Here is a 15734-nt window from a genome sequence, read left to right on the forward strand (position 1 = left end):
TCCGTCCTTTCATGTTAAAGTTTTCGCCTGCCCCCCGGGAAAAGACTTTCCCCGCTTAGGATAGGACAGGCCGGAATTTTAGGCCTTTTCAGGCATTATCTCATAGCGGACAAACGCAAACCGCCTGCTGTCCGGAGCCCAGGAGTTCACATTGATAGTGCCCTGTCCGCCAAAGAGAGCCACAATGGTTTTCAAGGGGCCGCCTGCCGCCGGCATTAGCTTTAGCTCCACATTTTTGTGGGGCACATGCTCGCCGGGCTCTACGTCGCCCTTGCGGTACCCCAGCGCCACCACCCACTGCCGGTCTGGGGAGATGTGGGGGAACCAGATGTTCCAGTCCTCTTCAAAGGTCATTTGGGTCTGCTCTGTACCGTCTGCTTTCATGCGGAAAGCCTGCATCAGCCCCGCGCGTACAGAGTTAAACCAAATATACTCTCCCGCGCTGTCATATTCCGGGCCATCGTTCAGCCCCGGGGCGTCGGTCAGCCGGGTCTCTTCGCCGCCCTCTACCGGAATGGTATAGATGTCGAACTCGCCCTTTCTCTGGGCACAATAGGCCAGGGTCTTTCCGTCTGGGGACCAGCCATGCAAATAGCTGGGGGCCAGGGGCGTTACCAGCCTGGGCACTCCGCCGGAAAGAGGCACCGTATACACGCGGGACTGGCCGTCCTCTTTGGTGCCGTGGCTCACAGCAATACTCTTACCGTCTGCGGAAAGCACATGGTCGTTGTTGCAGTTTCCCACAAAATCTGTTTCCACCAGGGTGCTTTCCTTGGTTTCCAGGTCAAAGCGATAGATACGCCCCTCGCTATTATAGGCCAGGAACTTCCCGTCGGGAGACCAATTGGGGGCCTCAATAAGATAGTCAAACTCCGCCACAGTCTCCACGCCGCCAGTCTCCATATCATATATCTGAAGAATGGATCGGTCACGAGAACGGTCCCACAGGTTCAGCTTCTCCAATTCTGCCAAGGCTTCTTTCAGCTCCTTTATGTATTCTGCCGCGCGGCCCAAAGGAGCTGGGCCGCACCCGCCTCTTGATTTGAATACAGTATAGCATGATAAACGCGCGTTTGCAAGAGGGAAAATGCGATTTAGCGATAATGCACGTGGTTTTTATAAAACTTTTGTGATAATTCTACAAATATGATTGAAACTTCATATTTTTACCTTTTTCGACCTTGACAGACCAACTGGGAAAATGCTAGTATATTTGCGGGTGAATACGCGTTTATTCTATATCTTTTCCCGCTTAGCTCGCTGTTCCGCTGTTGCTGTAATGCATATTTTTCCACACTGGGGTCTTTACTTTTTCACCTGTCTGTACTAAAATATAAACAGTTGTAAACAGATCGAACAGTGTGACTTAAAGGAGAACGGCATTTGTGAAACGGATCAGCAGTAATGATATTGCCCGCCTGGCAGGGGTTTCTCGCAGTACGGTAAGCCGGGTGATTAACGGCTATACCAATGTACCCCCCGAAACCTACGAGCGGGTTATGAAGGTAATCAAGGAATACCATTATTATCCCCAGGTCTCTGCCCGGGCCCTTTCCGGCAAAAGTACCAATACCATTGGTCTTTTCTGGGTAGGCCGCAGCCGTCTGGCTATGGACCCACTGACCAGTTCCTATTTTATGCATGTCGTGGACGCCGCCGCCGAGCGGGGGTACCTGGTTTTGGCCAGTTTTATTGACGACCTAACAGACAGCGCCAATGTTCAGAAAGTGCGGAAGATTTATATGGAAGGCCGCATCGACGCGGGAATTTTTGTTGGCCTAAGCAATACCGAGCCCCTTGTGGACGAGCTGCTTGAGATGGACAAGATTGTGGGTATTTTTGATTATTTCCATGAGGGCGAGGACCAGCCCCACCGGCTTTCTTCCAATTTTGAGCGGGATTCCGGCGAGGCGGTGATCGACTACCTCTACAGCTTGGGCCACCGGAAAATCGCCATTATCGACGGGGACCTCAGCCGCTTAAGCTGCATCCACCGCCACGAAAGCTACATGCGGGGCATGCTGAAGCACAGCCTCCCTTTAAAAAACAAATGGCTGGCCTACGGCGGCATTATCGAGGAAACCGGCTATCCCGCCGCCAAGCAACTGCTGGAAAACAGCCTGGACGATTTGCCTACCGCCATCTGTGCCAATAATGACGGTGTGGCTTTTGGGGTGTACCGCGCCTGTGCTGGGCTGGGGCTGCGTATTCCCCAGGACATCTCTGTGGTTGGCATGGACGCCCGCCCCGAGGGCAAAACCGCTTCTCCCCCGCTGACCACTTATTATTACGACTTTCAGCGGCTGTTCGCGTCTTTGACTAACCGAGTCATCGACACCATTGAGGAAAAGCCCGACGTGCTTCAGGCAGATTTTATCCCCGGCCAGCTGCTGGTGCGGGAATCCACGGCCCCTCCCAGAGCAGAAGCTTAAACGCGCGTTTATTCCAAAAAACTCTTTTACAAATTGCCCTTTGCTGTCCCCCATTGCCATAGAACCTCTCATATTTATAAACTCAAGTAATGAAGCATCGTGCAAACAGTCAGGCTATTGGCCAGGCCCAGTTCAGATGTATTGTCAGAGACAGGCCGCGGCGCTCCATGGCTTTGTGGCTGAAAAATCATAATGAAGAAAGCGAGGAATATCGTCATGGCAGGAATCATTAACAACAATCTTTTAGCGCAGGTGGGTTTTATCGTCCGGGATATTGAGGTGACCAAGAGAAAGTTTGCCGAATTTTTCGGCGTGCCTGTGCCGGACCATTTTGACGGCGGCAAATATGAAGTCACCGGCACTACGGTAGAGGGCCGGCCTGCCCCAGACGCCAACTGCTGGATGGCCTTTTTTGACGTGGGCCCTGGCATTCAGATTGAGCTCATCCAGCCCAACGGTGTGAAGAGCACCTGGCAGGACTTTCTGGACCAGCACGGCGAGGGCATCCACCACATTGCTTTCCAGGTGAAGGGCATGGATGAGAAAATTGCCTCCTGCGAAAGCTTCGGTATGAAATGTGTGCAGCGGGGCAAGTACGGCGGTGGCAATGGCGAGTACGCCTATATGGACTCCCACGGTGACCTGAAATGCTTGATCGAGCTGCTGGAAAACTACTAAGGGAGCGTGTTTATGAGTAATATTATTGTAATTGGCGCATCCCAGGGCTTGGGGCTGTGCTTGGTGCGCGGTCTTTTGTCCCAGGGCTGTCAGGTGGCGGCGGGGGTGCTAGGCGGCGGAGCCCTGGCTCCCTTACAGGCGCAATACGCCCAGCAGCTGCTGGTTTTTCCCGGGGACGTCACCCACATGGAACAGCTGACAGCGGGGGCCAAGGCCTGCCAGGACTTTTTTGGCCAAGCCGACGCGGTCTGTGTGGTGGCCGGTGTACTACTGCCCGGCGACCGGGAGAAACTTTTGCACCAGTGTGACCTGGCGGAACTAGAGGCTACTTTCCAGGTAAACGCCTTTGGACCCATCCGGGCGGCCCAGGCCTTTTTGCCCGGGCTAAAGCCCGGCGGGCGCTTTTTTGCCATTACCTCAGAGGGGGTGGGTGTAAAAAGTTGCGGCACCTGGGTGCCCTGCTACGGTCTTTCCAAAACCGCGGCCACGAAGGCCTGCGGCATTCTCAACGCCTCTTATCCAGACGCAGACTTCTACGCTGTGCACCCGGGCCGCATGAACACAGAAATGGGCCGCACCACTGCGCAGATTGAGCCTGAAGAGACCGCCGCCGCCCTATGCAAAATGCTTACCGGGCAGGTGCCCCTGCACCGGGAGAACTGGTACATTGATTACAAGGGAGAGCCTATGGAGGCATAGGACTCCCAACAATGCAAAAAAAGGAGCCCCGGCTTAACCCGGACGGCTCCTTTTTGTTACTATTTTGGGGATACGGGCGGCGCAGTTTTTGCTGATACAGACCCTTTGCAGCCCGTGTACAGCGGCCCCACTGGCTGGCCACAGATCCGCTTTGCTTTCTAAATGCTCCTGTTTCCACCCAGCTAACAGTTCGTGGCAGAATCCACCTGGCCAAACATCCAAAACGTCGAAACAAAAGTTTCATCTGTTACGGGGTTATTTTGCCTACAGCATCCCTTTGGAGGAGAGCACGCCGGTTCCGGCGGATTCCGCCGCGTCTTTTAAGGCATGGGCAAATGCCTTGAACATCCCCTCAATCATGTGGTGAGAGTTTGCTCCGTACTCGCACCGCAAATGCAGGGTAATGCCCGCGTGGAACGCCACGGCCCGGAAGAACTCCTGGGTCATGCAGGCGTCAAAATTTCCCACCTGAGCCTGGGGAAATTCCCCCGAAAACACCAGAAAAGGCCTACCGCTTAGGTCCACTGCACAAAAGGCCAGCGCCTCGTCCATAGGAATAAAGGCGTGGCCGTACCGCCGCAGCCCGGTCTTATCCGCCAGAGCCCGCCCCAGGGCCTGGCCCAGAACAATGCCCACATCCTCCACGGTGTGGTGGCAGTCCACCTCCAGGTCGCCCCGGGCCTCTACACGCAAGTCCAGACCCCCGTGTACCGCTAAGGCGGTGAGCATATGGTCAAAAAAGCCTATGCCTGTGCAAATATTATGCCCGCCCCCGTCCAGATTTAAGGTCAGGGTAATGTCCGTCTCGGCAGTCTGCCGGTGGATGCTGGCCTCTCTCATGGCATTTCCTCCAAAACCTTTTCGAATTTTTCTAAAAACAGCCGGTTTTCCTCTGGCGCGCCACAGGTGACACGCAGCAGCCCCCCTGTGCAGCGTACAGCCACCCCTTGGCTTAGCAGCTTTTGCTGCGCGGCGGCCGGCTCCTCCATCACCAGAGCCGCGAAGTTGGCCTGGCACGGCAGCACCACAAAAGCTCCAGGCCGTTTTACCAACAGGGCCTCCAGCCCGGCCAACAGTTCCCAGCGGGAGGCGAGAATCTGCTCCAGCCTCTCTTCCAGGGCGGACCTATCCCTTAGCATCGCCGCGCCCATCAGCTGTGAGACCGCATTCACGTTATAGGGAGATTTTGCCGCCCGCAGCACCCCGGCCAGCTTCTCCCCCGCCACGGCAAATCCCAGCCGCAGGGCCGCCATGCCTATGGCTTTGGAGCAGGTACGCAGAATGATCAGGTTGTCATATTTTCCCACCTCATCTAGCAGACTTTCATCGGCGAAATCCATGTAGGCCTCGTCCAGCACCACCAGGGCCTCTACAGCGCTCACCAGCCGCCGCACCTCTTCCCGGCCCAGTACTATAGAGGTGGGGTTGCAGGGATTGCTAAAAATCAACAGCTTTACATCCTCTTGGGTACAGATGCGGATGACCTCTTCCACGTCAATGGAGAAGTCCTTTCTTTTTCCAATGGCCACGTGCCGGGCCTCGCAGAGCTTTCCCGCGTGGGCGTACATAGAGAAATCCGGCTCTAGGGTGGCAAAGGCCTGGCCCCCCAGCAGAAATGCTTGGAAAATCACAGAAATCAGCTCGTCCGAGCCATTGCCCGCCACCACCCCGGCGGGGTCCAGGCCATAGTAGGCGGCAAAGGCCCGGCACAGCTCTCCAGCGGCGGGGTCGGGGTAGCGGTTAAAGTCGGCTGCGGTAATATGAGCCAGGGCCCGGCCCAGAATCTCCGGCGGCATATTTAAGAAAGACTCGTTGGCGTCCAGCCGTACACAGTTCCCGGCGTCTACCGGCTGGTAGGCGGTCAGGGACGCGGCTTTTTCGTTTAGCTTGTACATGACTTGCTCCTTATTTTATAAAAATTAGCGATTTTCTACCCGGCTGCGCCTATGCGGAAAGGGCGTGCGTCCGTTTTGGCCTCCGGCGGCCAGGGACTCTGTTCCTGGATCCTGCAAGGAGCCTGTCTCGCCTGATGGCTCGGGTGCTGGTCCCTAGCGGGGACCGTCAGACAACGACCGAAGCGGGGAAGATTGCCAGTGGCAATCTTTTTGACCCGGTCGAGTCGGCAGATGAGGCCCGCTGATACCTTCCCCACCCCTTGACCGCGCAATGTTTCCTCTTGCCGCCCGGGGAATTTTTTATTCTGGCGATTCCGGCGGCTCCGGCTCGGCCTCGTTGTCCTCCTTCTCCGGCAGCTGCCCGAACTGCTGGGAAAACCCGCAGAACTCTTGCAGGCACCACACCACCGTGTCGTACACGTCCCCCACGGTATCCTCCGGCTGGTCGTAGTGCCGCACCCCCAGGCTGTCCCAAAACTTCTCCCGGAACCACCGCTTTTCCTGGGAAATCTCCACATTACTGTCATCAAAGAAAATTTTGAACCGCCTGCGCCCCTTCTGATAGTACAGCACAGCGGCGGTCTTGCTCCCGCCAATCCACTCCAGCCGGTAACGGCCCATATTCACCAGCTCCAGCCGCTGGAACACCTCCTCAACCGTTTCCATGCTTGGCCTTTCGCACCCGGATGGAATTGGCGTGAGCAGTAAGCTCCTCGGTCTCGGCCAGACAGATGATGTCGTCCGCCGCCTTTAGCAGCTGGTCCCGGGGGTAGTAGATAAAGCTGGATTTCTTGATAAAATCGTCTACCGACAGGGGCGAGAAAAACCGGGCCGTGCCTCCGGTGGGCAGCACATGGTTGGCCCCGGCGAAGTAGTCTCCCAAGGGCTCCGGGGAATAATTTCCCAGGAATATCGAGCCCGCGTTGTCCAGTCTGCCCAGGTACTCCATGGAATTCTCACAGCAAACTTCCAGGTGCTCGGGGGCCAGCTGGTTGGCAAAATCCACGGCCTCGTCCATATGGTCGCAGACAATCACCGCGCCGTAGCTATCCAGGGATTTTTCGATGATCTCCCGGCGGGAGAGGCCCGCCAGCTGCCGGTACAGGGCTGCTACGGTGGCCTCCGCTATAGTTTTGTCGTTGGTGATGAGGATGGCGCTGGCCATGGGGTCATGCTCGGCCTGGCTCATCAGGTCCGCGGCCAAGAACTCCGGATCGGCGGTGTGATCCGCCAAAATCAGAATCTCGCTGGGCCCGGCGATCATGTCAATATCCACCACGCCGTACAGCTGCTTTTTGGCCGTGGCCACGAAGATATTCCCCGGGCCCACGATCTTGTCCACTTTGGGCACAGTCGCGGTACCAAAAGCCAGGGCGGCCACTGCCTGGGCCCCGCCCATCAGGAACACCCTGTCTACTCCGGCGGCCAGGGCCGCAGCCATGATGTTGGGGTCCGGGCGGCCAGTGCGCCCAGGGGGTGTGGCCATAACCACTTCCCCCACCCCAGCCACCTTGGCGGGGATCACGTTCATCAGCACCGAAGAGGGATACCCAGCGGTGCCCCCGGGCACATAGACCCCGGCCCGGTGCAGGCCCCGCACCCGCTGGCCCGTGAGGATGCCGGTCCCGGCGGCGTCAATGCGGCTCTGCTGCTTTTGACGCTGGTGGAAGTCCCAGATATTGGCGGCCGCGCGCTTTAAAGCGGCCAAAAAGGCCGGGTCGCATTGGGCGCAAAGCCGCTCCATTTCCTCCCGGCCCAGCTCTAGGGCATCGGGGGTCCAGCCGTCGAACTTCATAGAGTACTCCTTCACAGCCTGGTCGCCGCCGGTACGCACTGTCTCAATGATATCAGCCACAGCCTTTTCGATGGCTGGGTCGGCCCGTCCCACCCGAGACTTGAGGGCGGCGATAAAGCTTTGCCGTTCCTCTGGGGTGGCGGTAATGGTTTTTATCATGGTATATACACCTCTTATACTATTAATCCTTGGTAATTTCCAGCTTATTCTTCTGTTTTTTGTCACAGCTCCCGCTGGCTGGGGGCAAAGGAGGAGGGCTCTGCCCCCCTCCTTTGTATCCTCTCCTCGCTAAAGAGGCCGGCCCCCTTGTAGAATCCCCCTCCGTCTTAGGGGGCTCTGCGCAAACAGGGACATAATTTCAGCAGAGCATTCTACAGGAAAAACAGCAAAGGATGGAACAAGCCTCCACTGCGGTACCCAAGACGGAGGGAAGTTTCTTGTAAGAAGGGGTATCCCCCTTGAGGAAGAGCTAGCAAAAAATCTCTAACCGAAACAAGCCCTGTTACAGGCAAAAACAAACCGATCAGGCTCGTATTGTCAAAAGGGCCAAGCCCCTACAGCTGCTCCTCCAGCCGCCGGGCCAAGGCCTCGATCTCCTCCTTGCGCAGCTTCATGCTAGCTGTGTTGACGATCAGCCGGGCCGATACCTCCGCCACCTGCTCAATGACCTCCAGGCCGTTCTCCCGCAGGGTGGCCCCGGTCTCTACCAGGTCCACAATGCCGTCCGCCAGCCCCACCAGGGGGGCCAGCTCTACCGAGCCCTCGATTTTAATGATCCGCACGTCCATGTCCTTCCCCTGAAAGAACCGCTTGGCCACGTTTGGGTACTTGGTGGCAATGGTCTTGCCCCGGTAGCCTTGGTAAAAGTCCCGTCCCTTGGGCGCGGCCAGGGCAAAGGCGCAGCGGCCAAAGCGCAGGTCCAAAATCTCGAAGAACTGCCCGCCGTGTTCCATAATCACGTCCTTGCCCACCACCCCCAGGTCGCAGACTCCGTGTTCCACATAGGTGATCACGTCATTGGCCTTGGCCAGCACCGCCTCCAGGCTTTCGCCCACAGGCAGAATCAGCCGGCGGCCCTTGTCCCGCAGGGCGGCGCAGTCCAGCCCCGCCCGCTCCATCACCTGGACGGTGGACTTTTCCAGCCGTCCCTTGGTCAGCGCCATACGCAGCGGCTTCATAGCGCGCCCCCTTCCTTCTCCACCAAGATTTCTTGTGGATACGGGCCCACCACCCGCACCTTTGGGATGCCGGTGGCCCGGGCATACCCTATGGCCTCTTCCCGGTTCTCCCACACCGAGGCCTCGCAGCGCAGGCCCCCCTGGGTCAGCCGGGTAATCTCCTCCTGGGCTTCCAGCTCATACCCCCGCTCCCCGTGGACCAGCAGGTCCGCTGGGCCCAGCTTGGGCAGGCCGCCCTCCAGCAGCTGGGCGGCGGCATCCAGGTCCAGGGCAAACCCGGCGGCGGGCATGGCCGCGCCGAACCTTTCACACAGGCCGTCATACCGCCCTCCGGTCAGCAGCGCCCCGCCGTGCTCCTGCACATAGCCGCTGAACACCACCCCGGTGTAGTAGTCGTTGCGCTGCACCAGGCCCAGGTCCACCATCAGCCGGTCTCCCAGGCCCAGCCTGCCCAGGGCGTTGTACAAGCCGCGCATATACTCCAGGGTTTGGGCTGCGCTGCCGTCCAGCCGCCAGCTCTCGGCCTCGGCCAGCACCTCTTCCCCGCCGAAAAGCCGGGGCAGGCGGCGCATGGCCCGGGCCTCGGGGCTGTCGCCCAGAGGGGCCAGCAGCTCGTCCAGAGCGCCGTAGTTTTTCATTTCGATGGTGGCCCGTATCTCCTCCCTCTGCTGGGGAGGCAGGTCCAGCTTAGAAGCCAGCAGCTTAAAAAAGCCCGCGTGGCCCAGCTCCAGCCGGAAGCCGGGGGCCACTGCCTTTAGGGCCTCCACCGCGGCGCAGACCACCTCCAGGTCCGCCCGCAGGCCTGCGGCTCCCAGCAGTTCCACGCCCATTTGGGCAGACTCGTGGCTGCGGCCAGAGAGCTCGGGCCAGTTGCGGTAGACGTTCTGGCAGTAGTACAGCCGCACCGGGAGCCTGCGTCCATGGAGCCGGGCCCCGGCCATACGGGCAATGGGCAAGGTAGAATCTGGCCGGAACACCAAGAGCCTGCCCCTACAGTCTGTTGCCTTGTACATTTCCTGCTGGGGAATAGCAGCCCCGGGCAGGTTGAACACGTCATAAAATTCCAGCCCAGGGGTGACTACCTCTTGGTAACCTCTGGTAGTAAAGATCTCGGTCAGCCGCCCCCGTACCCAAGACCGGGCCCGGCACTGGCCAAAGAGCACGTCCCGCACACCCTCGGGGGTAAGCTTTCGATAAGTTTTCATGATGATAAGTCCTCCGTAACTTTATCGCGCTAACATGTTACCATAACAAACCACGTTTGTCAAGCCGGAAAAAGCAGGAGAGTGTCCAAACGCGTTGTTTTACGCGCAAGCTCCCTGTACCCCCGCCTACGCCGTCCCGCTCTCTAAAATGGTCAACGCTGCCTGGTCACAATCCACTTCCGCCAGAACCCCCTGGGGCAGCACAGCCATAGGAGTGCGGTGGCCAAAATCCACATTGACTAAAACCGGCAGGTCCTCCCGGCCCACTTCACAGCGCAGCACCCGGCTTAGGGTCTCCTGTTCCTCCTGGCTCATAGCCGGGGTAGCCAGCCCCACGCATTCGTCCAGCGCCCCGGTGGCGGCCAGGGCCCGCCAGGCGTGAAGCCCCGCCAAGCTGCTTCCGTAAGGCGTACCATTCTCTATAAATAGAATGCTTCCTTGCCACTCCTCTTTCCGGGGGAATATCTCCGTCCCCATAATCTGCTGCAAGGGGCCCAGGCATCCCCCCAGCAGCCGCCCCCGGACCTTTCCCCTGCCCTAAAGCACCTGGTACCCGGGGTTCTCTTGCCAAATGATCTCCTCCTCGGGCAGGTCCCGCCACTCAATGGGGGTGTAGCGGGCACAGGGCTCTATCGGACCCATGACCTCCCCAGAAAACAGCGCCCTTTCCACTGCCCGCTTGGTATACGGGTCCAGCCTTCCCGGCTGGGCAATGGGCGTCAGCAGATTGGGGCCGTAGTAGCTCATAACCCCGGCATAGAAAAACAGCATACCGGCCGTGGTGATGTCCGAATAGCCCATCAGAACCTTAGGGTGGGCCCGAATCACCGCCGGGTCTATATAGCGCAGCAGCCGGTAAGAGTCGTCTCCGCCCATATTGGCGATGATGCCCTGAACCTGGGGGTTTTCCATGGCCCAAAGCAGATCCTCCGCCCGGGCCCGGGGGTTCTCATACAGATACTGGCTGCCCCGCAGGGCGTGGGGCGTCTCCACCACCTTCAGGCCAAAGGCCTCTTCCAGCCGCTTTTTCCCCAGCTGATACCGCCAGAGCAGGTCCGGGTCTCCGGCACGGCCACCAGAAAGGGAGAGGGCCGCTATCGTGTCTCCCCGGCGCAGGCGCTGGGGCTTGATGAGTGTACGCATATTTTCCCTCTGATATGTTTTAGAAGGCGTCCCAAACAAGTATTTATTCACAATGTTTGGGGTCTCGCCTGCCGATAAAACCGGCTGGGCCCGGTCAGGTTAGAACGGTCCCATTACTTGGCTTTGTCAAGTAACCGGGGCGCTTCCCCCGCCGGCTGTGGAGCGTTTTTGCCAACTCTTGGGCTCTGAGTCTCGCCTGCCGACAGGGCCTTTTCTGTTCCCCCGCCGGAACAGCGCGGGGTTAGTCACCCGCCACTCCCCTAAAACAACGTCACCTGGCTGCTCTCAGGCAGGGCGCTAAGAGCCCCTACCTCCCGGAGAATGTCCATCACCGCGCTGCTGACCTTAGAGCGGCTTTGCAGGTCCTCTACCGAGATATATTCCTCCCCATCGCTGGCTGCCTCCCACAGACTGGCCGCCGCCGCCTCGCCTACGCCGCCCAGGCTGGAAAAGGGCAGGCGAATCTTTCCCTCCTCCACCTTAAACTGGGTGGCATGGGACTGGTACAGGTCCACGGGCAGCAGCTGGACCCCCCGGGCCATCATCTCGTTGATCTGCTGTAGGGTGTCGAACTCGCTGGCCTCTTTGGGGCTGGCCTCCCGGTTCTTCATCTTCAGGTCAATCTCCTTCATTTTCCGGCGCACCGCCTCATGGCCCTTGCAGGCGGTAACCCCATCAAAGTCTGTGCTGCGCACTGTGAAGTAGGCAGCATAAAACTCCACCGGGGTATGCACCTTGTACCAGGCCAATCGCAGAGCCGCGATCATGTAAGCCGCCGCGTGGGCCTTGGGAAACATATACTTTATCTTATAGCAGCTGTCGATGTACCATTGGGGCACGTCGTGCTCTTTCATGGCAGCAATATGCTCTTCAGTGAGCAGTTTGCCCGCCTTACCTTTACGGACGATCTCCATAATCTTAAAGGCCATCTTGGGCTCTAGGCCCTTGTTAAGAAGATAGACCATAATGTTATCTCGGGTGCCAATAACTTCTGAGATGGTGCAGGTGCCGTTGTGGATCAGCTCTTGGGCGTTGCCCAGCCACACGTCCGTGCCGTGGGAAAGCCCCGAAATCTGCAAAAAATCCGCGAAGGTGCGGGGCTTGGCCTCATCCAGCATTCCCCGCACAAAGGGGGTGCCCAGCTCCGGCAAACCCAGGGTACCGGTCTTTACCCCATCCAGGTCCTCTGGGGTCACCCCCAGGGCCGCCGGGGACTCGAACAGGCTCATCACCTTCGGGTCGCTCATGCTGACCTTCATCACCGGGATGCCCGTGTACTCCTCCAGATAGTGGTAAATGGTGGGCACATCGTGGCCCAGCTCGTCCAGCTTACATACATTGTCATGGATGGAGTGGAAGTCAAAATGGGTGGTAATATTATCGCTGTCCTGCTTGTTGGCCGGGTGCTGCACTGGGCAGAAGTCATAGACCTCCATGCCCCGGGGAATAACAATCATGCCCCCAGGGTGCTGGCCTGTGGTGCGCTTTACCCCTGTGCAGCCCATGGCCAGCCGCTTCATCTCGGCATTGTGCAGGGTGCGGCTTCGCTCCTCGGCATAGGCCTTTACATAGCCAAAGGCGGTCTTTTCCGCCACGGTGGCAATGGTGCCGGCCTTAAACACGTTGTCCCGGCCAAAGAGCACCTCGGTAAACCGGTGAGAACTGCTCTGCTGCTCGCCGGAAAAGTTCAGGTCAATGTCCGGCACCTTGTCGCCATCAAAGCCCAAAAAGGTCTCAAAGGGGATGGTGTGGCCGTCCCGGTCCATGGCCGTGCCGCAGCGGGGGCAGTCCTTGGGGGGCAGGTCAAAGCCGGAGTCGTAGCTGCCGTCGGTAATGAACTCGCTATGCTTGCAGCTGGGGCAGATATAGTGGGGTTCCAGAGGGTTCACCTCGGAAATACCAGACATACTGGCCACAAAGCTGGAACCCACCGAGCCCCGGGAGCCCACTAAATAGCCGTGCTCTTCGCTATCCGCCACCAGCTTTTGGGCGGTCATGTACAGCACCGAGAAGCCGTGCTTGATAATGGATCCCAGCTCCTTGTTCAGCCGGGCCTCCACAATCTCCGGCAGGGGGTCGCCGTAGCGCTCTTTGGCCCGCCGCCAGGTAATATCCACCAGCTGCTCCTGGGCCCCCTCGATGAAGGGGGGGAAGTTGCCGTTAGGCACAGGGCGCACCCGGTCCACCATATCGGCAATTTTGTTGGTGTTCTCCACCACCACCTCATAGGCCTTTTCTTTCCCCAGATAGGCGAACTCCTTCAGCATCTCCGGGGTGGTGTGCATATACAGGGGCGCCTGCTGGTCGCCGTCGGCAAAGCCGTGCATAATCACCCGGCGGTAGTCCGCGTCCTTGGGGTCCTTAAAGTGCACATCACAGGTGGCCACTACGGGCTTGTGCAGCTTTTCGCCGATGCGTACAATGGTGCGGTTATATTCCCGCAGGCCCTCTTCGTCGGTGTCGCCGTTGCGCACCATAAACATATTGTTGCCAATGGGCTGTATCTCTAAAAAGTCATAGTACTGGGCAATCTTGCACAAGTTTTCAAAGCTCTCGCCTTTGATCATAGCTTGGAACAGCTCCCCCGCCTCACAGGCGCTGCCCACCAGCAGCCCCTCCCGGTGCTGGTTCAGCAGGCTTTTCGGGGTGCGGGGGTGGCGGTAGTAATTTTGCAGGTGGCCGTTGGAGATAAGCCTGTACAAATTTTTCAGCCCGGTGTTGTTCTTCACCAGCAGAATCATGTGGTGGCTGCGCAGCTTTTTGGGGTCGCCCCCGGCCAGGGCAGTGTTTACCTGGCCCACGGTGGCCACGCCCTGGTCCTCCTTCAACCGCCGGATCAGGTTGGTAAAGATTTCCCCCAGCACCGCCGCGTCGTCATCCGCCCGGTGGTGGTTAAAGGGCGAGAGCTTTAGGTACTTGGCCACAGTGTCCAGCTTGCAGTCCTTAATGTCTTTTAGCAGCGACCGGCACATAGGCACAGTGTCGATGTATGGATAGGAGAGCTTTAGCCCAGTCCGCTCTCCGCTGGCCCTGAGAAAGCCTGTATCAAACCCCGCGTTATGGGCCACCAGCACGGTTTCTTCTCCGCAGAAATCATAAAAGGCCTTTATCGCCTCCGCCTCGTTGGGGGCGTCCGCCACCATCTCGTCCGTAATGCCCGTCAGCTGGGTGATTTTGGGCGGAATAGGCCGCTCGGGGTTGACGAAGGTATCGAAACGCTCTGTAACCCGGCCCCCCCGCACCCGTACCGCACCAATTTCTGTAATGCGGTCCTTCTTAGCCGAAAGGCCTGTAGTCTCCAGGTCAAAGCAGATAAAGTCCCCGTCAATGGGGAACTGTTCCCCGCCCACAGCGGCGGGCACCAGGTCGTTGACAAAGTAGGCCTCCATACCGTAGATGACCTTAAAGTCCGGGTTCTCCTTGCGCACCTCAGCCTCGGCGTTCATGGCGTCGGGAAAGGCCTGGGCCACCCCGTGGTCTGTAATGGCAATGGCCCGCTGGCCCCAGCGGTGCGCCTGTTTCACCAGGTCCCCGGCAGGAGTCATGCCGTCCAGGTCGGACATGTTGGTGTGCAGGTGCAGCTCCACCCGTTTTTCCAGGGCGTCATCCACCACCTGCACCTGGTCCACCGTGGCAATGGACCGGGGCCGCAGCACGTTTTCCCGATCATATTTGTCATATTCCAGGGCCCCACGCACCAGCAGGGAGGTCCCGTTTTTCAGCTTGTCCAGCTCTTTGCACTGGCCCGCGTCCTGAATGATCTTGAGTGTGGTGGAGTTGGTGTAATCTGTAATATCAATACTATATATTTTCTTAGACTTATCCCGCGTGTCTTTGCTCTCAATGCTGAAAATCTCCCCCCACACCGTGGCGGTGCCCAGGTCCAGGGTCAGCTCGCTAAGGGGCAGGGGCTTGGCCTTTGGCACAGGGCCCAGCAGGGCCCTGGCGGTCTCTGGGATGATTTGGGGCAGCAGGCTTTCCCCTTCCCGCACGCTGATTTTCCGCCGGCTGGCCTGGTCCTCCATAGCGGCCTGGTACTCTTCCATTTCCTGGGTAATTTTCGCCCTGCGCTCTTCCTCTTCCTTGTGGTGGGTCTGCTCCAGTAAGGAGCCGTCTCCCTCCTTCACTGTCAGCTTGCCGTCAAAGCGTACCGTGCAATCCACTGAAAACCAGTCTTGGATCAACTCTTCCAGTTTCTGGGCAGTACCCCGGGCGGCCAGAAGCTCATAGCCTCCGTGAGCCAGACTAACTGTAAGAGCGTTCCCCGCCAGCATGGCCTGGGCCTGGCGGAAAGTGCCGTTTAGGCTGGCCTCCTGTTCCTTCAGAGCTTCGGCCAGGTCATCCAGGCGGCCGGCGGAAAAATCCTCTGCCGGAAACCGGGGCCGCAGGCTCATCCGGGCTCCCAAGGCTCCGCCTACCTGGCGGGAAAAACGTTGCAGCTGAGAATACTCTATAAACCGACCAAACCGGGCGGAGAGCTCTATAGCCCGTGCCGCCCGGTCAACGGTAAGACGCAGAACCTCCCCCTCTAGTAAAGGGCGGGGAAACTCCTCGCCAGACAATTCATTTTGAAATATTTCGCCAATACTGTGCAAACCGCCGCCTCCCTAAAAAAATTCGAGCCAAATGCTTCCGCCCCCAGGCACAAGCTAAAAGTTTCGCGGTCTCCGCCGCCGGGTCTGTAAACGCTGGAGACCAACGTCCTCTTT

The 15734-nt window shown here is 58.5% G+C and carries 13 protein-coding genes; 3 read left to right on the forward strand and 10 right to left on the reverse strand.

Annotated elements, in window-relative coordinates:
- Positions 1 to 78 precede the first annotated feature (78 nt).
- Positions 79 to 972 carry a TolB family protein gene (locus U8U68_RS03860; protein ID WP_322199528.1) on the reverse strand — a complete coding sequence of 298 codons (894 nt, stop codon included), beginning with the start codon at positions 970 to 972 and terminating at the stop codon, positions 79 to 81.
- Between the two features lie 413 nt (positions 973 to 1385).
- Between U8U68_RS03860 and U8U68_RS03865 the strand changes: the two genes are divergently transcribed.
- From U8U68_RS03865 to U8U68_RS03875, 3 genes are all read left to right on the forward strand, one after another.
- Complete coding sequence (locus U8U68_RS03865) at positions 1386 to 2432, forward strand: LacI family DNA-binding transcriptional regulator (RefSeq protein WP_322199529.1); 1047 nt, start codon at positions 1386 to 1388, stop codon at positions 2430 to 2432.
- Between the two features lie 216 nt (positions 2433 to 2648).
- On the forward strand, positions 2649 to 3110 hold the full coding sequence (locus U8U68_RS03870) for a VOC family protein (RefSeq protein ID WP_322199530.1): 462 nt from the start codon (positions 2649 to 2651) through the stop codon (positions 3108 to 3110).
- A gap of 12 nt (positions 3111 to 3122) precedes the next feature.
- On the forward strand, positions 3123 to 3809 hold the full coding sequence (locus U8U68_RS03875; RefSeq protein ID WP_322199531.1) for an SDR family NAD(P)-dependent oxidoreductase: 687 nt from the start codon (positions 3123 to 3125) through the stop codon (positions 3807 to 3809).
- Between the two features lie 264 nt (positions 3810 to 4073).
- Here the strand turns inward: U8U68_RS03875 and hisB are convergent, their stop codons facing one another.
- The 9 genes from hisB to U8U68_RS03920 all read right to left on the reverse strand — a co-directional run bounded on the left by hisB (position 4074) and on the right by U8U68_RS03920 (position 15620).
- Positions 4074 to 4649, reverse strand: a complete 576-nt coding sequence (hisB, locus tag U8U68_RS03880; RefSeq protein ID WP_322199532.1) for an imidazoleglycerol-phosphate dehydratase HisB — start codon at positions 4647 to 4649, stop codon at positions 4074 to 4076.
- Positions 4646 to 5704, reverse strand: coding sequence for a pyridoxal phosphate-dependent aminotransferase (locus tag U8U68_RS03885; protein WP_322199533.1), 1059 nt, complete (start codon positions 5702 to 5704; stop codon positions 4646 to 4648). The genes hisB and U8U68_RS03885 overlap by 4 nt, the downstream gene beginning before the upstream one ends.
- A 300-nt stretch (positions 5705 to 6004) precedes the next feature.
- Positions 6005 to 6370, reverse strand: coding sequence for a hypothetical protein (locus U8U68_RS03890; protein WP_322199534.1), 366 nt, complete (start codon positions 6368 to 6370; stop codon positions 6005 to 6007).
- Positions 6357 to 7658 carry a histidinol dehydrogenase gene (gene hisD / locus U8U68_RS03895; RefSeq protein ID WP_322199535.1) on the reverse strand — a complete coding sequence of 434 codons (1302 nt, stop codon included), beginning with the start codon at positions 7656 to 7658 and terminating at the stop codon, positions 6357 to 6359. Before hisD ends, U8U68_RS03890 begins: the two co-directional genes overlap by 14 nt.
- Positions 7659 to 8053: 395 nt before the next feature.
- Positions 8054 to 8677 carry an ATP phosphoribosyltransferase gene (gene hisG, locus U8U68_RS03900; RefSeq protein ID WP_322199536.1) on the reverse strand — a complete coding sequence of 208 codons (624 nt, stop codon included), beginning with the start codon at positions 8675 to 8677 and terminating at the stop codon, positions 8054 to 8056.
- Positions 8674 to 9882 carry an ATP phosphoribosyltransferase regulatory subunit gene (hisZ, locus tag U8U68_RS03905; protein WP_322199537.1) on the reverse strand — a complete coding sequence of 403 codons (1209 nt, stop codon included), beginning with the start codon at positions 9880 to 9882 and terminating at the stop codon, positions 8674 to 8676. Before hisZ ends, hisG begins: the two co-directional genes overlap by 4 nt.
- 126 nt (positions 9883 to 10008) lie before the next feature.
- A complete protein-coding gene (locus tag U8U68_RS03910; protein ID WP_322199638.1) occupies positions 10009 to 10395 on the reverse strand; it encodes a S66 peptidase family protein in 387 nt (128 codons plus the stop codon).
- Between the two features lie 24 nt (positions 10396 to 10419).
- Positions 10420 to 11025 carry an LD-carboxypeptidase gene (locus tag U8U68_RS03915; protein ID WP_322199538.1) on the reverse strand — a complete coding sequence of 202 codons (606 nt, stop codon included), beginning with the start codon at positions 11023 to 11025 and terminating at the stop codon, positions 10420 to 10422.
- A 260-nt stretch (positions 11026 to 11285) separates the two neighbouring features.
- Complete coding sequence (locus U8U68_RS03920; protein ID WP_322199539.1) at positions 11286 to 15620, reverse strand: PolC-type DNA polymerase III; 4335 nt, start codon at positions 15618 to 15620, stop codon at positions 11286 to 11288.
- Between the last annotated feature and the right edge of the window lie 114 nt (positions 15621 to 15734).

Source organism: Acutalibacter intestini, from assembly GCF_034334985.1.
GTDB classification, from domain to species: Bacteria; Bacillota; Clostridia; order Oscillospirales; family Acutalibacteraceae; genus Acutalibacter; species Acutalibacter intestini.